This window comes from Sorangium sp. So ce176 (assembly GCF_051519835.1).
GTDB classification, from domain to species: Bacteria; Myxococcota_A; Polyangia; order Polyangiales; family Polyangiaceae; genus Sorangium; species Sorangium cellulosum_G.
In genome coordinates, this window is sequence record NZ_CP150371.1 from 478,286 (window position 1) to 492,262 (window position 13,977).

Annotated in this window: 12 protein-coding genes; 9 read left to right on the forward strand and 3 right to left on the reverse strand. The window is 73.3% G+C overall.

Annotation, left to right across the window (positions count from 1 at the left end):
• Positions 1 to 13 precede the first annotated feature (13 nt).
• Both WMF42_RS01810 and WMF42_RS01815 read right to left on the reverse strand, forming a co-directional pair.
• Positions 14 to 2,161, reverse strand: a complete 2,148-nt coding sequence (locus tag WMF42_RS01810; RefSeq protein WP_437689907.1) for a DUF4139 domain-containing protein — start codon at positions 2,159 to 2,161, stop codon at positions 14 to 16.
• Positions 2,133 to 3,938, reverse strand: coding sequence for an Eco57I restriction-modification methylase domain-containing protein (locus WMF42_RS01815; protein ID WP_081426416.1), 1,806 nt, complete (start codon positions 3,936 to 3,938; stop codon positions 2,133 to 2,135). The genes WMF42_RS01810 and WMF42_RS01815 overlap by 29 nt, the downstream gene beginning before the upstream one ends.
• Before the next feature lie 209 nt (positions 3,939 to 4,147).
• Here WMF42_RS01815 and WMF42_RS01820 point away from each other — a divergent pair, with 209 nt between their 5' ends.
• Genes WMF42_RS01820 through WMF42_RS01830 form a run of 3 tightly spaced genes read left to right on the forward strand, consistent with a single transcriptional unit; the run spans position 4,148 to position 6,569 of the window.
• The gene (locus tag WMF42_RS01820) at positions 4,148 to 4,276 is read left to right on the forward strand and encodes a hypothetical protein (protein WP_267888074.1); all 129 of its coding nucleotides are present in this window, start codon (positions 4,148 to 4,150) and stop codon (positions 4,274 to 4,276) included.
• Positions 4,273 to 4,764, forward strand: coding sequence for a holo-ACP synthase (gene acpS, locus WMF42_RS01825; RefSeq protein ID WP_437689908.1), 492 nt, complete (start codon positions 4,273 to 4,275; stop codon positions 4,762 to 4,764). Before WMF42_RS01820 ends, acpS begins: the two co-directional genes overlap by 4 nt.
• Complete coding sequence (locus WMF42_RS01830) at positions 4,761 to 6,569, forward strand: NAD(P)H-hydrate dehydratase (protein WP_437689909.1); 1,809 nt, start codon at positions 4,761 to 4,763, stop codon at positions 6,567 to 6,569. Before acpS ends, WMF42_RS01830 begins: the two co-directional genes overlap by 4 nt.
• A gap of 69 nt (positions 6,570 to 6,638) precedes the next feature.
• On the opposite strand, the gene WMF42_RS01835 is transcribed toward WMF42_RS01830, so the two are convergent.
• Positions 6,639 to 7,286: an NADPH-dependent F420 reductase gene (locus WMF42_RS01835; protein ID WP_061607828.1), complete on the reverse strand. Its 648-nt coding sequence runs from the start codon at positions 7,284 to 7,286 to the stop codon at positions 6,639 to 6,641.
• Between the two features lie 103 nt (positions 7,287 to 7,389).
• Here WMF42_RS01835 and WMF42_RS01840 point away from each other — a divergent pair, with 103 nt between their 5' ends.
• The 6 genes from WMF42_RS01840 to WMF42_RS01865 all read left to right on the forward strand — a co-directional run bounded on the left by WMF42_RS01840 (position 7,390) and on the right by WMF42_RS01865 (position 13,976).
• Positions 7,390 to 9,291, forward strand: a complete 1,902-nt coding sequence (locus WMF42_RS01840) for a c-type cytochrome (RefSeq protein WP_061607827.1) — start codon at positions 7,390 to 7,392, stop codon at positions 9,289 to 9,291.
• Positions 9,292 to 9,467: 176 nt separating this feature from the next.
• Positions 9,468 to 10,199: an RNA polymerase sigma factor gene (locus tag WMF42_RS01845; RefSeq protein WP_061607826.1), complete on the forward strand. Its 732-nt coding sequence runs from the start codon at positions 9,468 to 9,470 to the stop codon at positions 10,197 to 10,199.
• 83 nt (positions 10,200 to 10,282) lie between these two features.
• Positions 10,283 to 11,638 (forward strand): NAD(P)/FAD-dependent oxidoreductase, encoded by a 1,356-nt coding sequence (locus tag WMF42_RS01850; protein ID WP_061607825.1) that lies wholly within the window; start codon positions 10,283 to 10,285, stop codon positions 11,636 to 11,638.
• 58 nt (positions 11,639 to 11,696) lie between these two features.
• Entirely contained in the window at positions 11,697 to 12,380 is a 684-nt protein-coding gene (locus WMF42_RS01855) for a helix-turn-helix domain-containing protein (RefSeq protein ID WP_233561401.1), read from the forward strand.
• A 235-nt stretch (positions 12,381 to 12,615) separates the two neighbouring features.
• Positions 12,616 to 12,939 (forward strand): DUF2325 domain-containing protein, encoded by a 324-nt coding sequence (locus WMF42_RS01860; RefSeq protein ID WP_061607824.1) that lies wholly within the window; start codon positions 12,616 to 12,618, stop codon positions 12,937 to 12,939.
• Positions 12,940 to 12,956: 17 nt separating this feature from the next.
• The gene (locus WMF42_RS01865) at positions 12,957 to 13,976 is read left to right on the forward strand and encodes a sulfate ABC transporter substrate-binding protein (RefSeq protein WP_155798307.1); all 1,020 of its coding nucleotides are present in this window, start codon (positions 12,957 to 12,959) and stop codon (positions 13,974 to 13,976) included.
• Position 13,977 lies beyond the last annotated feature (1 nt).

The window sequence follows — 13,977 nt, forward strand, 5'->3', positions numbered from 1 at the left end:
CTCGTTTCCCCTGTTATTCCCGGCGGTTACCGCCGACGACCTCGCTCTTCGAGGAGAACACCACCCGGTACGTGAAGGCCACGGAAGCCTTGCCGCCGGGCGCGAGCGGCACGCGCCAGCGCAGCCCGCCGCGCACGGGCTCGCCGAGCTCCTCCTGGCTGTACGGCTCGGCCTTCGGCTGCGACGAGAGCAGCTTGATCTCGACGTCCTTGTCGTCCGTCACCGGGATGCGGTCGAGGACCTCGACCTCGACGCTCATCCCGAGCGACGAGGAGAGGTCGATGGTGACCGCGTGCTCGACGGCGAGCGAGCCGCCGAGCAGGCCGGCGCTCGACTCGTCGACGCGCGCGTTCCTGGCGACCCGGATCCGCTCCTCGACGCCGAGGCCGGCGCGGAGGACGCCGCCCCGGTCGACGTGCCCGAGCGTGGACTGCGCGGCGAGGGCGCCGTCGACGAAGATCTCGACGGGCCCCTCGAGGAGCGGGGCGTCGAACGGGTTCTCGACGCGCGCCTCGCGGTAGACCTCGGCGGCCTCGCGCGGCGCTGTGACGAACCGGGGCGTCGCCGGGGCGCGCGCGGCGCTCAGGGCGACGCGGTGGAGCCTGCCGTTCGACGGCACGTCGGCGGCGCCTTCGCCGGCGTAGAGGTGATCGAACTGCCCGCGCGTGTCGCGCGGGTCCACGGCGCGGGGCGGGGCGGGGAGGTTCGTGACGTCCGCCTCTGCCCGCTTCGCGAGGCGCCGCGAGCGCCGGGGCCTCTCGCGCGTGAGCCGGCCGCGCTGCGGGCCCGCGCCGGGGAGGCGCAGCGCGTCGAAGTCGAGCCACCCTTCGACGAGCGCCGGCTCGAGCGGCGCCGGGGCCGAGCCGGCGTCCTCGGGCCCCTCGGCGAGCGCGTCGTCGGCCACGCCGGCCGTGAGCTCGGCGGCCTGCGCGCGGGCGAAGCCGCCCCTGGGGGCCGCGGGCGCGCTCGCCTGGGGCGCCGGCGGCCGAGGCGGCGCCCCGGAACCCCCGCCGAACGACGGGAGCGACAGCGACAGCCCGCGCGACTTGCGCGCCGGCGCGGGCATCGGCATCGGCTCGGCGAGCGTCATCGGGGGTGGCGGCGCGAAGGCAGCGCCGGGCGGCGCCGCCGGGGCCGCGGCGGGCGGGAGCTCCGCCGGCGCGGCCCTGGTCCGCGCCGCGGGCGCGGGGAGGGCGGCGACGAAGCGGTCGAACCCCTCGAACATGGCGTCGAGCCCCTCGGGCGCGGGGCGATAGCCGCGGCGCGGCGGGCGCTGGGCGCGGCTGAGCCGCAGCGAGGCGAGCTCCGGCAGCCGCGTATCCTGCACGAGCTCGGCGGAGGCGAGCGCGAGGCGCACGTCCTTCCAGTCCTCGCCGGAGGCCTGCGCCACGAACGCGTCGAGCTGCAGGGCGACCTCGGTCGCGCCGCGCGAGAACCGCGCCGCGTAGGCGGGCCACCAGCGCGCGGCGGCGACGGCGTACTCGAGCCGGATCGCCGGCTCGCCGCCCGCTTCCCCGCCCGCGGGCGCGAGCCGCACGACAACGTCGAGGCGCGCCGGGGCGCGCTCCTCGACCTCGCCGCTCGTCGCCTGCGCGGCGTCGAGCTGCGCGGCGCGGAGCTCCTTCCGGGCGCGCTCGAGCTCCGCCTCCAGCGCGGCGGCGCGCGCGTCGAGCGCGGCGAGCTCGTCCGAGAGCAGCCCGCTCACGGCGAGCGCGTCCCGGACGCGGGCCGCCGGGTCGCCCGGCCGGAAGCGCCGCGCGAGCTCCGGATCGAGCACGACGTCCGCGAGCCTGTCGCGCCAGAGGCGGAGGTGGGCCTGCTCGGCGGACAGGCGCTCGACCGCGAGCTCGAGCTCCCGGAGCTGCGCCGAGAGCGCGCTCCTCGAGACGGGCGCCGGCGGCACGACGAGCCGCGCGCGCACGCCGACGACCTCGCGCGGCGCCCGCGAGGCCCCCGCCGCGTCGCCGGCGGAGGGCGCGGTGGACACGAGCGCGCGGAAGCTCCCCGGCTCGGCGAGCGGGGTGATCCCCGGCACAGCGATCTCGGCCGCCCCCCGGGGGAGCGGCGCCGCGAGCGCGACGCGGCGGGTGACGATCGCCCCGCGCGCGTACACGACGACGCCCTCGATACGGCTAGCGCACTCGATCCTCTCGGCCGTCATCCGCTCGTCCCTCGCCCGCGAACGCCTTGTGGGAGCGCGACCGTACCACGCCGCGTCCGGGCGAGGCAGCGCGCCGTCGTCTCGTGTCGAGGAAGCTGAACCCCGGGAGCGCGTCGATGCCGTAGGCGCGGAGCGCGAGCGCGTCGAGCCTCTCGAAGTCGCGCTGCCGGAACGAGCTGCGGAGATCGCTCATCACGTCCTCCGCGACGCTCTCCGGCGGCGGCAGCCGGATCCGCCGCAGGTACTGCGCCTGGAAGCGCAGGTAGCCCCCGCGCATCTTGACCGCGTACGACCACACGAAGAAGAGGGCGACCCGGGAGCTGAGGAGCCCGCCGAGCGCCTCGAGATCCCAGCCCTCCGAGGTGATGAAATACAGGTTGTGGTGCGGGTGAAACCTGCCCTCCTCGTAGACCACCTCGTTGGATCCTGCGATGTCGGGGACGAGCAGCTTCCGGGCGAGCGCCACCTCGGGGTAGACGCGATCGATGGTGCGGAACCAGCTCGCGGCGTTCTTCTGGGCGATGTAGCGCTTCCTGATCTCGGCCTCGTGGGCGCGCAGGTACGCGGCGAGCTTCGGGTACTCGTCCAGATTGACCACCTTGCCGTCGCGCCCGAAGGTGTTGATGACGCACCGCCCGGCGTCGCGGACGCGGCCGTCCTCGATGTCGTCTCGCAGGACGAGCGGCACGAGGCGATCGCGCTCGATGTCGATGTCGTCGCGGACGATGTAGATCCTGTCGCTCCCCGTGGCGACGCCGATGCCGACGCGGGTGCCGCCCACCTCCTCGATCGGCGCGAACCGCGCCTCGAGGGAGCGCAGGGCCTCGAGGTGCGCCGGTGAGCTGAGCACCCAGGGGTCTTCCCCGTCGAACCAGGTGGGGTACTCCGACAAGGTGACGCCGGCGCAGCGCTCCGGCGCGCCCCCCTCCGCGCGCCGAAGAGCGGAGGACGCCGCCTCGCATTCCTCGGGAGAGGCGGTGCTCAGCGTCGCGACAGGGACGCTCCCCGTCTTGCCGCGCGACACGGCGAATATCGAGGGATACGCGACGACGTCGGACTCGAACGGAGAGGCGCTGTGCAGGTCGATGTAGCACTGGACCCGGAACCACCTCGAGAGCATCCGGCGGAGCGGCGCGCCGTAGCGGTTGAGCGTCCACCGGTCGGCGCAGATAAACGAGAGGACCCCGCCGGGCGCGAGGAGATCGAGGCCGCGCTCGATGAACGCGACGTAGAGATCGGCGCGGTCGTAGAGCGATCGGTAGCGTTGCCGGTACTCCTCCTGGAGCTCGGGAGAGAGCTGCTCGATCCGGATGTAGGGTGGATTGCCCACCACCGCGTCGAAGCGGCGTCCCTGGCTGGTGAGCAGGAAGTCGCCGTGGGCGATCCAGGCGTCCGAGAGGCGCCTCGCGTCGTCGGGCGGCAGCCCGAGCCGGGCGAGCGCGCCGGAGACCGCGAGGCGCGCGCGGCCCACGTGGTCTGGCTCGATGTCGTAGGCCCGGATGGCGGACTCGATGTCTCGCAGGTCGCGATCGTGGCGGCGCGCCGAGGAGATGAGCCGCTCGGCGGCGGGGACGAGGAACGCGCCGTGGCCGCAGGCCGGCTCGAGCAGCGACAGCGACGCGAGGTCCCGGTCCGCTGTGTAGCCCGCCAGATCGAGGATGAGGTTCACCACGTGGGGCTTGGTCAGCACCACGCCGTGGGCCTCCCCTGACGAGCGCTCGCCGTAGTCGTAGGCGCTCGGCGGGAGCATGACCGTCAGATCGAGGGCTGTCTGCATGGGCGCCGCCAGCATGCTAGCCGCGAACGGCGCGCCGCGTCCGGGTCGCGCGACGCCCGCGCGTCTCGCGCCGCGGCCGGCTGCCCTGGAGGGCGCGGGCCTCCGCGCGCGCGCACCTCTGGCGACCGTCCTCCGCGCTCCTCGGGGCACGCGCGCGCCGCGGGCGCGTTTCACAGGGCGTCGCCGGTGAATAGGGTAGAGTCGCCGGCATGGCCTTCCCCCCGCGTCTCTGCTCCGTCGATTCCGTCGATCGCGCCGCGGCGAGCCCCGCCTGCGCTGTCGCCCTCGGGCCGCCGCCGGTCGGCCTCCGCCCCGGGTCGCTCGAGGTGGGCGGATGATCCTCGGCATCGGCATCGACGTCTGCGGCATCGGACGCATGGAGGAGGCGCTTGCGCGGTGGGGGGAGCGGTTCTGGGAGCGGGTGCTGTCCGAGCCCGAGCGCCGGTCGCTCGCGCACCGCGTGGACCGGGCGACCGCGCTCGCGGGCCGCTTCGCCGCGAAGGAGGCGGTGGTGAAGGCGCTCTCCGGCGCGCCGGGCGTCGGCTGGCACCACCTCGAGGTGCGCGGCGCGCCGCGCACGCCCCCGACGATGGCGCTCCACGGCCCGGCGCGCGCGCTCGCCGAGCGCCTGGGCGTCAAGCGGGTGCACCTGTCGATCACGCACGACGCCGGCGTGGCGGCGGCGGTGGCCATTCTGGAAGGGGACGGCGAAGGCCGATCCCCGACCGATGATGAAGGGGACGGCGAAGGCCGATCCCCGACCGATGATGAAGAGGACGGCGAAGGCCGATCCCACCTGGACGACGAAGGGAAAGAGCGCTCGTGATTCCGGTCCTCTCGCGCGCGCAGATGCGCGCCTTCGACAAGCACGCGATCAACCAGTGCCACGTCCCCGGCGTGGTCCTCATGGAGAACGCGGGCCGCGGCGCCGCCGACGTCATCTCGGCGATCATCGAGGCGCGCAGCGCCGGGCAGCCCGGCGCCGCCGGTCTCCCCGGCCTCGCCGCGCGCCCCTCGCCGCACCCGATCGCGCCCGGCCAGGCGGCCGCGCGGGCGTTCTGGCCCGCCACGCTGCCCTCCGGGGGCGGCCCGCGCGCCGGGAGCGTCCCGCCGCCGCCGAACGGCCGCCGCGACGTCGAGGACGCCCGCGCCGCGCGGATCCGCGCGTTCCCGGTGCGGCACGTCCCGAGCCCGGGGCAGCCCGCGACCTACCCGCTCCACGCCCGCGTCGTCATCGTCTGCGGCGCCGGCAACAACGGCGGCGACGGCTTCGTCGTGGCGCGCCACCTCCTCGCCCGCGGCGCCGAGGTCCAGGTCTTCCTGGCGGCCCCGTCCGAGAAGGTCACCGGCGACAGCCGCATCCACCACGACGCGTACGTCGACCTCGGCGGCGCGCTGACCGAGCTCCCCCCCGGCGCGTCGCTCATCCCGCTCGAGGCAGCGCTCGCCGAGGCCGACCTCGTTGTCGACGCCGTCTTCGGCACGGGCCTCGACCGCCCGATCGAGGGCCACCTCGCCGACGTCATCGGCGTCCTCAACACCGCCACCTGCCTGTGCATCGCGCTCGACGTCCCCTCGGGCCTCGACGCTGACAGCGGCGCGCCGCTCGGCGCCGCGGTGCAGGCGGACGAGACAGTCACCTTCGGCCACCTCAAGATCGGCCTGCTCACGCCCGAGGGCGCGCGGCTCGCGGGCAACGTCCACGTGGTCGACCTCGGCGTCCCCGACCGGCCGATCCTCGCCCACGTGGGCCACGTCGCGGAGGTCATCCGCAAGGAGACGATCGGCGCGTACCTGCGCCCGCGCGAGACGAGCGTCTACAAGCACCAGGCCGGCAACGTGCTCGTGATCGCCGGCTCGCCCGGCAAGCTCGGCGCCGCGCTGCTCACCGCGCGCGCGGCGATGCGCACGGGCGCGGGCCTCGTGACGATCTGCACCTGGGCCGACACAGCGCGGGCGATGGAGTCGCGCGTCGTGGAGCTGATGACGACCCCGATCGATCCGGCGCGCATGGAGGCGACGCTCGACGCCGCGCTCGCCGGGCGGCGGGCGGTCGCGATCGGCCCCGGCTTCGGCCTTGACGACAGGGCGCGGGCCGCCGTGGACCACGTCGTGCTCGGCTGGAACGGCCTCAAGGTCGTCGACGCCGACGCCCTCACGCACTTCGCCGGCCGCCCCGAGGCGCTCGCGACCGCGCGCGGGAGCCTCGTCTTGACGCCGCACTCCGGCGAGCTCGGCCGGCTGCTCGGCCGCAGCGCGCGCGCCGTCGAGGAGGACCGCTTCGGCGCCGTGCGCGACGCCGTGGCGCTGACCCGGGCGATCGTCCTGCTCAAGGGGGCGCGCACGGTCATCGCGCTCCCGGACGGCCGCATGTTCATCTGCATGGCGGGCAACCCGGCGCTCGCCACCGCCGGCTCGGGCGACGTCCTGACCGGGATGATCGCGGCCCTGCTGTGCTCGATGGAGCCCTCCGCCGCCGTGAGCGCGGGGGTGCTGATCCACGCGCTCGCCGGCGACATGTGGCGCGCCCGGACGGGCAGCGACCGCGGGCTGCTCGCGAGCGAGATCGCCGAGCTGGTCCCCGGCCTGATCGCCGCGCTGGCCGCCGGGGTCGATCCGCTATCTATTTGATTTGATTATATAAATTCGCGCAGGTGCGGCGCCGGGGTGTCGCGCGCCCCGGCGCGGCCGCTCGTCTGGCTACCTCTTCAGGAGCTTGAACGCGTGCGTCCACCGGTTGTTCAGCAGCCCGGGGATGCACCAGAGCATGCAGAGCGGCTCGATCGCGCGCGCCGCCTCCACGCTCCCCATGTCCTCGGTCTCCCAGCCGAAGGTGTCGAGGATGCGCTCCACCTGCTTCTTCGCGTCGGCGCTCTCGCCGCAGATGAACATCGTCGGGCGGACGTCGCCGAAATCCGGATCGACCATCCACACGCTGCCGACGCACGAGAACGCCTTCACGAAGTTCGCCTCGGGCGCGCGCCGAACGAGCCGCTCGAGCAGCGACTCGTTCGGCCCCGTGAAGAACTTGAGCACGCCGTGGACGGGCGGCTCGTCCGCGATGGGGTTGGTCGCGTCGATGACCGTCTTGCCCGCGAGCGCCTGGGCGCCCGCGAGATCGACCGCCTGCTCGGCCGCGGTCCCCTTCACGGCGAGCACCACGAGCTCGCCGAACTGCGCCGCCTCCGCGAACGTCCCCACGGTCGCCTTCGGCCCCGCGTCCGACAGCCAGCTCGCGAGCTTCGAGGGGTCGCGCGTGGCGCGCATCACGCTGTAATCGTGCTTGAGAAAACCGTCGGCCAGCGTCTGCCCGACAATCCCAGAACCGAGAACCGCGACTTTGTTCATGGCGGGAGCATCGCACGCGCGCGGAGCCTGGCTCCAGCGGCGCTGTTCGAAACTCAAGGCATGCTCGGGCCGCGATCGCGAGGCGCCGGGCGCAGGAGGTATCATGAAAGCGCACGTCGCAACGTGGATCACCGCGCTCGCCGCCGCGGCGATCGTCGGATGTGATGCAGGCGAGGAGTGGTTTCCAGGGGATGACCGGCCCGGCAGCTCGGGGGCGGGGGCAGGCTTCTCGACGGGGGCCTTCTCGACGGGGGACTTCGCCGGGACGGGCGGAGGCGGGGTCGGGGACGAAGAGGCCGTCGTGTCCCCGGTGCCGCCGCCCCCCATCAGCGGCGGTACGCTCCTCGTGACCGCCGACAGGCAGCTCGCCGTCGCCGCGGATCCGGACCGCGACAGGGTATCCCTCGTCGATCTCGTCACCGGCGAGGTGGAGCCCGACCTCGCCCTGCAAGCGGGCGACGAGCCGGGGCGCGTGATCGAGGGGGCGCCCGGCACCGCGCACGTGGCGCTCCGCCGCGGAGGCGCGGTGGTCACGATCGATCTCGCGACCCGGGAGATGCACCGCAGGCCGGTCTGCCCCGCGCCGCGCGGGCTGGCCTACGACGCGAAGACGGAGCTGCTCCACGTGGCGTGCGCGGGAGGAGAGCTCGTCTCGCTCTCCTCCGACCTCGAGGCCCCGCCCGTGCGCGCGCTGCGCCTCGACCGCGACCTGCGCGACGTCGTCGTCGAGGGCGACGCGCTGCTCGTGAGCCGGTTCCGGTCGCCCGAGCTCCTCGTCGTCTCGAAGGACGGCGCGGTGGTCGAGCGCGTGAAGCCGCCGATCGCCGTCCAGCCCCGGTCGGAGCGCGTCTTCGAGCCGGCGGTGGCGTGGAGGATGGTCCCGCTGCCCGGGGGCGGCGTGGCCATGGTGCACCAGCGCGGCCTTGTCGATCCCATCGACATCGCGAACGCGGCGCAGAGCGGCTACGCGGGGTTCGACTGCGCGACGATCGTGACGCAGCCGGCGGTGACCATGCTGCGCCCGCTGCCCAGCGAGACCAACCCCGCGCCCGCGCCGCCCGTGGCCGGCGTGGGCGGCCTCGGGTTCGGCGTGCTCCCTGTCGACATGACGATCTCCCCGGACGGGTTCCGCGGGGCGATCTTGATGGCGGGCAGCCGCATGGTGTTCGAGACGCCGCTCGATCTGCTCGAGAAGACGGATGCGCTCGACTGCGAGTTCTCCGGCGGTCAGCGCAGCATCTCGGTGCGCGGGGACCCCATCGCTGTCGGCTACGACGAGGCGAGCAACCTGCTCGTGCAGCTCCGGGAGCCGCCGAGCGTCGTGCGCCTCTCGGCCCTGACCGGCGAGCTGGTCGCGACGTTCCCGCTCCCGGGCGAGCGCCGGGTCGACACGGGCCACGCGCTGTTTCACGGCCTCGGCGCCGCGCAGATGCCCCTCGCGTGCGCGTCGTGCCACCCGGAGGGGCTGGACGACGGGCGGGTGTGGTCGTTCCGTCCGATCGGCGCGCGGCGGACGCAGACGCTCGCGGGCGGCGTGACAGCGACGGCGCCGCTGCACTGGGACGGCGACATGACCGATTTCGGCACCATCATGAGCGAGGTGTTCGAGCAGCGGATGGGAGGCCAGCGGCAGAGCGACGAGCGCGTCGCGGCGTTCGCGTCGTGGCTCGACACGATCAAGCCCGTGCCCCTGTCGGCGCCGGCGGACGAGGACGCGGTCCGGCGCGGCGAGGCGCTCTTCAACGACAAGGAGGTGGCCTGCGCCTCGTGCCACGCGGGCGAGAAGCTCACGGACAACCGGACGGTCGACGTGGGCACGGGCAAGGCCTTCCAGGTGCCCTCGCTGCGCGGGCTCGCCGCGCGCGCCCCGTACATGCACGACGGCTGCGCCGCGACCCTCCACGACCGCTTCGGGCCGTGCGGCGGAGGCGACAAGCACGGCGTCACCTCGACGCTCTCGCCGGCCCAGATCGACGATCTCGTCGCCTACCTCGAGACGCTCTGACGCGGAGCCGCCCGGCGCGGCACGCCTCGCCACTCTGGCGCGCGCGCGGGGCCTGATGTCGATTTGACACGCGCCCGCGTGTCTCCGCCCGCGCCATCCGGCGTATTTCGCGGCGTTCGCGCGGTCCTCTCGGTGGCACCTGCCTTGCCAGTGCCGATGTGAAGGAGGTCCCGCCCATGCTCGTCCACGCCGCTCACGTCCCCGCCCGGTCCACGATTCCAGCGCCGCTGCCGCCCGGCGTGAGGCCCGCGCTCGGGCCCGGGCCGTCCCTCGGCGCGGCCGGGACGGCGCCGGGCGGCGGACCGCGGGCGGCGCTCGACGAGCTCCTCCGCGGCCTTGTCGAAATGACACCGGAGCTCTTCGGCCGCGCGCTCCGGCTCTCTCGATCGCCCGCGACGGCGGAGGACCTCGTGCAGGACACGGTGGAGCGCGCGATCCGGTTCGCGTCCAACTACGAGCCTGGGACCAACCTGCGGGCGTGGGTGCATCAGATCCTCTTCAGCGTCTTCATCACCCGTTGCCGGCGCAGCCGCCGCGAGCGCAACGCCCTCGACGTGCTCGCGACCGACCCTTGCGCGTGGACCGCGCCCGAGCGTCGCGCGGAGATGCACGCCCTCTCGCCCGGCGTGCGCCGCGCGCTCGCGACGCTCCCGCCGAGCTTCCGCGACACCGTGGTGCTCGTGGACCTCGAGGAGATGTCCTACAAGGACGCGGCGACGCAGCTCGGCGTCCCGGTCGGCACGGTCATGAGCCGCCTGCACCGCGGCCGGAAGCTGCTCGCCGAGGCGCTCCGGGGCGGGGCCGCGCCCGATCTGAAGATCGACGTCAGGGACGTGAGCGACGTGAAGGCGAAGGCGGACGTGAGCGACGTGACTACGGGCGTGAGCGACGTGAAGGCCGCCGCGTGAGCCATCGCGGCCGCTTGCCGCGCTGATCGGCGACCCCTACCATCGGCGTGCCACCGAGGAAGCGTTCCTCGCCAGGAGGCACCATGGCCACGCCCGCGAAAGAGCCCCACGTCGTGATCGTCGGCGGAGGATTCGGCGGCCTGAACGCGGCAAAGGCGCTCCGCGACGCGCCCGTCCAGGTCACGCTCGTCGACAGGACGAACCACCACCTGTTCCAGCCGCTGCTCTACCAGGTCGCGACCGCGAGCCTCTCGCCGGCCGACATCGCCGTTCCGATCCGATCGGTCCTGTCGCGCCAGCGCAACGCCCGCGTCCTGCTCGGCGAGGTGACGCGCGTGGACCTCGCCGGCCGGCGCATCACCGTCGACGGCGACACGCTCGACTACGATTACCTGATCCTCGCCGTCGGCGCGGCGAACAACTACTTTGGCCACGAGGAGTGGGCCCGGTTCGCGCCCGCGCTCAAGAACCTCGACGAGGCGCTCACCATCCGCGAGCGCATGCTGCTCGCCTTCGAGGCCGCCGAGCGCGAGCAGGACCCTGCCGTGCGCCGGCGGCTGCTCACCTTCGTCGTCATCGGCGGCGGCGCGACAGGCGTCGAGATGGCCGGCGCCTTCGCCGAGCTCGCGCGCTACATCCTCGCGCGCGACTTCCGCGCCCTCGACCCGTCGCTCTCGCGGGTGCTGCTCGTCGAGATCGGCCAGCGCATCCTCCAGGCCTTCCCCGAGCGCCTCTCGGCGAGCGCCGAGGAGCAGCTCACGTCCCTCGGCGTCGAGGTCATCAAGGGTCGCCGCTTCCGGACCATCGACGAGCAGGGCGTCGAGTTCGAGGACGGCGAGCGCCTCCCCGCCGCGACAGTCATCTGGGCCGCCGGCGTCCGCGGCACCCCGCTCGCGCACGCGCTCGGGGTCGAGCTCGACCGCATCGGCCGCGTGAAGGTCGAGCCGGACTGCTCGTTGCCCGGGCACCCGACCACCTTCGCCATCGGCGACATGGCCATGCTCCGCGACCGCAACGGCGTCGACGTGCCCGGCCTCAGCCCCGCCGCCATCCAGGAGGGGCGCTTCGTCGCGGGCTGCATCCTCGGCGACCTCACGGGCCGCCCGCGCGGGCAGTTCGCCTACCGCGACAAGGGGACGATGGCGACCATCGGCCGCTCGCGCGCCATCGCGAAGGTCGGGCGCCTGCAGATGTCGGGCATGCTCGCGTGGCTCGCCTGGCTCGGTGTCCACGTGCTCTTCCTCATCGGCTTCAAGAACCGCTTCGCTGTAATGTTCGCGTGGATGTGGCAGTACATCACCTTCAAGCGCGGCGCCCGGCTCATCACGGGCCACACGACGCGGGCAGCGCTCCCCGCCGCGGCGACCGCTGTCGCGCCGCCGGCGCCCCGCCCGTCGGCCAGGAGCGCGGTGGTCGACGCCGTCTCTGGCGGCGCCTGAGCGCCCTCTTCCCTCGCTCGCTTGACGCGCGCCCTCCACCATGGCGGATACGCCTCCAGTGAAGGCACGCAAAGCCCAGCAATCCGCGCGATCTCTGGCCGCCGAGCCGCCGCCCCCGGCGAGCGCGCCGGCGCCCCTGGCGAGCGAGCCGGGCGGGGACGATCCCGCGTTCGACGAGGCCTCGGATCTGACGCCTGTCGTCGCCTCCAACCTGAAGCGGTTCCGCGCCGAGCGCGGCCTGTCGCTCGAGCGCCTGGCGAAGGCTTCCGGGGTGAGCCGGGCGATGCTCGGGCAGATCGAGCTGGGCCAGAGCACACCGACGATCAACGTCCTCTGGAAGATCGCGCGCGCCCTCGGGGTCCCCTTCTCGGCGCTGATGAGCCAGGCGGCCTCGCCGGTGACGACGGTCATGCAGTCGGCGCACGCCCGCATCCTGCGCTCGAAGAACGGCGAGTTCTCTTCCCGGGCGCTCTTCCCGATGGATCGGCCGCGCAACGTCGAGTTCTACGAGCTCCGCCTCGCGCCGCGCTCCGTGGAGCACGCCGACGCGCACGCCCCCGGCACCGCGGAGAACCTGATCGTCACGGAGGGCTCGGTGGAGATCACCGTGGCCGGCGAGCGGCGCGTCCTCGAGACAGGCGACGCCATCCTCTTCGAGGCCGACAGCCCGCACAGCTACCGCAACCTGGGCGGCGCCGAGGCCGTCATGTACCTCGTCATGACCTACGGCTCGCGCGGGTAGCCCCGCGCGGTCGCTGTCGGCCTGAATGGCCTCGCTCTGCCTGCCCGGCCCCACGCTGCCTGCCTGGCCCCGCTCTGCCTTGCCTGTTTCCGGATCCCAGCCGCTCGGTCTCCCTCCGGTATCCAAGACGTGTCCTCCGTTATACTGTCAGATCTCCCTTGCGCCCTCCGCTTTAGCGTGAGATATGTCCGTTATAGCGGCGATGACCCGCTGGACGTTGCAAGGAGACGGCGCGATGCGGATCACCTGGATCGGGGGGTTGGATCGCAATCAGGCCCAGCTAGAGCGGATGGCGCTGCAGGCGGGCCACCACCTGGAGTTTCACACGGGCAACACAGGGGGCCGCGGGGCGGCCGAGCTGCGGGCCGCCATCGAGCGGGCCGACCTCGTGATCGTGTTGACGGACGTGAACAGCCACGGCGGCGTGCTGCTCGCGAAGAAGCTCTGCCAGAAGCTCGGCCGCGCCGCCTTCATGGCGCGCCGCATCGGCGCGTCGCGCTTCCAGCAGCTGCTCGACGCGCTCGCGCAACGGGAAGCACGGTTCCTAGCCACGGGATGAAGGAGTGAGGACGATCGATGCGATGCTGGATGATGGTGCTCTGCTGCGTGCTCGCGCTGGCGGCGTGCTCGAAGGGCGACGCGAGCAAGTCGGGGGGCGTGCAGCTCCTGAACGTCTCGTATGATCCCACGCGCGAGCTCTACGAGGAGGTGAACGCCGCCTTCGCGAAGCGCTGGAAGGAGCAGAGCGGGCAGGACGTCGTCATCAAGCAGTCGCACGGCGGCTCTGGCAAGCAGGCCCGCTCGGTGATCGACGGGCTCGAGGCGGACGTTGTCACGCTGGCGCTCGCCTACGACGTCGACGCGCTCGTGCCGAGCGGCCGCGTCAAGGACGGCTGGCAGGCTCGCCTCAAGGACAACAGCGCTCCTTACACATCGACCATCGTCTTCCTGGTGCGCAGCGGCAACCCGAAGGGCATCAAGGACTGGGACGATCTCGTGAAGGAGGGTGTGGCGGTCATCACGCCGAACCCGAAGACCTCGGGCGGGGCGCGGTGGAACTACCTCGCCGCGTGGGGCTACGAGCTGAAGCGGGCGGGCGGCGACGAGGCGAAAGCGAAGGAGTTCGTCGGCCGCCTCTTCAAGAACGTGCCGGTCCTCGACACCGGCGCGCGCGGCTCGACCACGACGTTCGTCGAGCGCCAGATCGGCGACGTCCTGATCGCCTGGGAGAACGAGGCGCTGCTCGCGTTGAAGCAGGCCGGCAAGGACAAGTTCGAGGTGGTCGTCCCGTCGATCAGCATCCTCGCCGAGCCGCCGGTCGCGGTGGTCGACAAGGTGGTCGACAAGCGCGGGACCAGGGCGGCGGCGGAGGCGTATCTCAACTTCCTCTACACGGAGGAGGGGCAGCGCATCGCGGTGAAGCACTTCTACCGCCCGCGCCATCCGGCGGTCCTCGCGGCGGCCGAGTCGGAGGGTGTCTTCCAGAAGGTCGCGCTCTTCTCGATTGACGAGATCTTCGGCGGATGGCAAAAAGCCCAGAAGACGCACTTCTCCGACGGCGGCGTCTTCGACCAGATCTACCAGGCCGGCAAGTAGA

What these genes read in the sequence shown, in the direction of transcription:
- WMF42_RS01815 (WP_081426416.1), bottom strand. Translation starts at nt 3,938, where the DNA reads ATGCAGACAGCCCTCGATCTGACGGTCATGCTCCCGCCGAGCGCCTAC.
- WMF42_RS01820 (WP_267888074.1), top strand. Translation starts at nt 4,148, where the DNA reads ATGGCCTTCCCCCCGCGTCTCTGCTCCGTCGATTCCGTCGATCGCGCC.
- WMF42_RS01845 (WP_061607826.1), top strand. Translation starts at nt 9,468, where the DNA reads ATGCTCGTCCACGCCGCTCACGTCCCCGCCCGGTCCACGATTCCAGCG.
- acpS (WP_437689908.1), top strand. Translation starts at nt 4,273, where the DNA reads ATGATCCTCGGCATCGGCATCGACGTCTGCGGCATCGGACGCATGGAG.
- WMF42_RS01865 (WP_155798307.1), top strand. Translation starts at nt 12,957, where the DNA reads ATGCGATGCTGGATGATGGTGCTCTGCTGCGTGCTCGCGCTGGCGGCG.
- WMF42_RS01810 (WP_437689907.1), bottom strand. Translation starts at nt 2,161, where the DNA reads ATGACGGCCGAGAGGATCGAGTGCGCTAGCCGTATCGAGGGCGTCGTC.
- WMF42_RS01840 (WP_061607827.1), top strand. Translation starts at nt 7,390, where the DNA reads ATGAAAGCGCACGTCGCAACGTGGATCACCGCGCTCGCCGCCGCGGCG.
- WMF42_RS01835 (WP_061607828.1), bottom strand. Translation starts at nt 7,286, where the DNA reads ATGAACAAAGTCGCGGTTCTCGGTTCTGGGATTGTCGGGCAGACGCTG.
- WMF42_RS01860 (WP_061607824.1), top strand. Translation starts at nt 12,616, where the DNA reads ATGCGGATCACCTGGATCGGGGGGTTGGATCGCAATCAGGCCCAGCTA.
- WMF42_RS01850 (WP_061607825.1), top strand. Translation starts at nt 10,283, where the DNA reads ATGGCCACGCCCGCGAAAGAGCCCCACGTCGTGATCGTCGGCGGAGGA.